Below are 2,812 nucleotides of genomic sequence, written 5' to 3' on the forward strand. Positions count from 1 at the left end.
GCCCCGGCGCCCGCCGCCGCCGCGCCCGCGGAGCCGCCCAAGCCCGACGAGGGCCGGCTCGCGCAGCAGATTGAACAGCGCTACGCCGACATCCAGACGAAGAAGGACCACTTCGTCACACTTGGGGTTCCGCAGGACGCCACCCGGGACCAGGTGAAGGCCGCCTTCCTGAGCCTCGCCAAGGTCTTCCACCCGGACCGGCTGCCGCCGTCGCTGCCCCACCTGGCCCCGAAGATCACCGCCGTCTTCGAGTCCATCCGCGAGGCCTACGAAGTCCTCCACGACGACACCCGCCGCAAGAACTACCAGCTGGCCCAGCAGGGCGCGCAGTCCGCCCCCAAGCCTCCCGCGGCCGCCAGTGCCCGTCCTGGAAGCCCCGCCGCGGCCCGCGCGGACACCAACGCGGACGACCTCTTCCGCATGGGCGAGGTGTTCTTCCGCAAGCGCGACTTCATCGCCGCCAGCGAGCACTACGAGCGCGCCTACGGCCTGGACCCCAAGCCCCTGTACCTCGCGGCGCGCGCCTGGTCCGTCTACATGGACCCCAACCGCAAGGCCGACATGCCCCGCGCGAAACAGTGGATGGCGGATGCGGTGCGCACCGACCCGAACTGTGATCGCGCCCACTACCAGCTGGGCGTCATCGCCCGCGTGGAAGGGGACATGGACCGCGCGGAGAGGCACTTCCGGGAAGCGGTGCGCGCGAACCCCAAGCACCTGGAGGCGAACCAGGAGCTGCGGCTCATCGACATGCGCAAGAAGAACCCGCCCAAGAAGGGTCTCTTCCGCTGACTCGCCTGTCCTCCGGGGAGGGAACCGGCCGGTTTTCCGGACAGTCCCGCCCATTGACACACCTCGAAAGCGGACCCGATGCTTGCGCCTCACGGGGCGCCCCGCTGGATCCGCCGCCTCGCCCGTCTTGAAAGGCATGCCACGTGGCCAAGCAGCACCTGCTCCTCGTCGATGGTGACGCGAAGAGTCTGCGCGTGATGGAGGTCAGCCTGAAGAAGGCCGGCTTCTCCGTCACGACTGCGATCCACGGCAAGGATGCGCTGGAGAAGGTCCAGATCAGCCCGCCGGACCTCGTGCTCGCGGACACCAAGATGCCGGAGATGGACGGCTTCGAGCTCTGCAAGACGCTCAAGTCCGACGAGCGCTTCAAGTTCATCCCCTTCGTCTTCCTGACGAACCAGAAGTCGGTCGAGTTCAAGGTGCGCGGCCTGGAGCTCGGGGGCGACGACTACCTGACGAAGCCCATCTACATCAAAGAGATCGTCACCCGCGTGAAGATGATCCTTCAGAAGGCCGAGAAGGAACGCATCGAGAAGCGCGAGACGACCAAGGGTGGCTTCGCGGGAAGCCTCGCCGACATGGGCGTCGTGGACCTGGTCCAGACCTTCGAGATCGGCCGCAAGACGGGCGTCATCTCCATCCAGGGCGAGCGCACCGGCGTCGTCTACTTCAAGGAAGGCCGCGTCATCGACGCGGAGCTGGGCCGGCTCAAGGGCGAGAACGCCTTCTACCGCCTGCTCAACACGTTCGAAGGCCAGTTCGACGTGCAGTTCACCACGTTGGACCGCCCGGAGCGCATCGAGGTCTCCACGCAGGGCCTCCTCATGGAGGGCATGCGCCGGCTGGACGAGTGGGGCCGGATGCTCGAGCAGCTCCCGCCGCTGGAGACGGTCTTCGAGATCGACTACCACCAGCTGGCGGACCGCCTGTCGGAGATCCCCGACGAGGTGAACGGCCTGTTGCGCCTGTTCGACGGCAAGCGCGCGCTGTCGCGCGTGGTGGAGGACTCGGACTTCGAGGACCTGGCCGCGCTGGGCATCATCAGCAAGCTGTACTTCGAAGGGCTGATCCGCGAGCTGGGCAACGCGCCGCTGGAGCCCGTGCAGAGCCGCAAGCCGGGCATCGAGCAGTGGCTCAACGCCGCGCCGCCCATCCCCGTGGACGTCGCGCCCGCGCCGGAGACCGCGCCCCAGGAGCAGCTGCAGGAAGCGCCGGCGCCCGTGGAGCCGCTCGCGGTGGATGCGGCGCCCATGGCGGAGGCCGCGCCCGTGGAGGAGGCCCCGCCCGCGCAGCCAGAGCCCGTGGAGGAGGTCACGCCCGTGGCGGAGATGGCGTCCGCGCCGGTCTCCGCGCAGCCCGCGCAGGTGATCATCTTCCCGCCGCGCGTGCGCCCCGGCGAGGACGGTCCTCCGTCGTTCGGTCAGGACGGGGAGCCCGCGGTGCCGCCGCTGTCGCAGGAGGGCTCGGCGTTCCTCGTGGAGCCGCCTCCGGCGCACCGCGCGGTGGACCATGCGCGGCGCAGCCTGCTGCTCGACTGGAGCCGCGTGGACACGGAAGGCCTGAGCGCCTCCAGCACCTGGGGCCCGGGTTCGCCCTGGGGGGCGGGGGGCCGTGCTCCGGCCGCCGCGCCCAGCCCGTTCGCCTCGCAGCCCGCGCAGGCGCCCGTGGAGGCGCAGCCCTCGCGTCCGCCCATCTTCGGTGGCGCGGCCATCGCGCCCAGCCCGCTGGCGCACGTGCCGCCGCCCACGCCGGCCCCGCCGTCGTCGGAGGTGACGCTGGTCAGCGGCACGGAGCCGTACCAGGAAGAGGTGCCGGTGGAGGAGTCCGCGCCGCCGCAGCTCGCGCTGCCGCCGTACCCCGGCCACGGCATCGTGCCGCCCCAGGTGGCCCCGGTGGCGCTCAACGTCGAGTTCCCCGCGACGACGCCCTTCGACGCGCAGCCGGCCGCCACGGAGCCGGCGGAGGCCGCTGGCCAGGACGTGCCCGCGTCCGAGGCCTACTTCACGGAGCCGGAAGCCCC

2 protein-coding genes are annotated in these 2,812 nt (G+C 70.9%); both read left to right on the top strand.

From position 1 onward, the window contains the following. A partial coding sequence (locus D7X55_RS38120) for a J domain-containing protein (RefSeq protein ID WP_121725604.1) occupies positions 1-792 on the top strand: 792 nt, incomplete at its 5' end. 143 nt (positions 793-935) lie between these two features. Further along, positions 936-2,812: response regulator (locus D7X55_RS38125; protein WP_233610319.1), on the top strand; the 1,877-nt coding region annotated here is incomplete at its 3' end.

This window comes from Corallococcus sp. AB049A (assembly GCF_003668885.1).
GTDB lineage: Bacteria > Myxococcota > Myxococcia > Myxococcales > Myxococcaceae > Corallococcus > Corallococcus interemptor.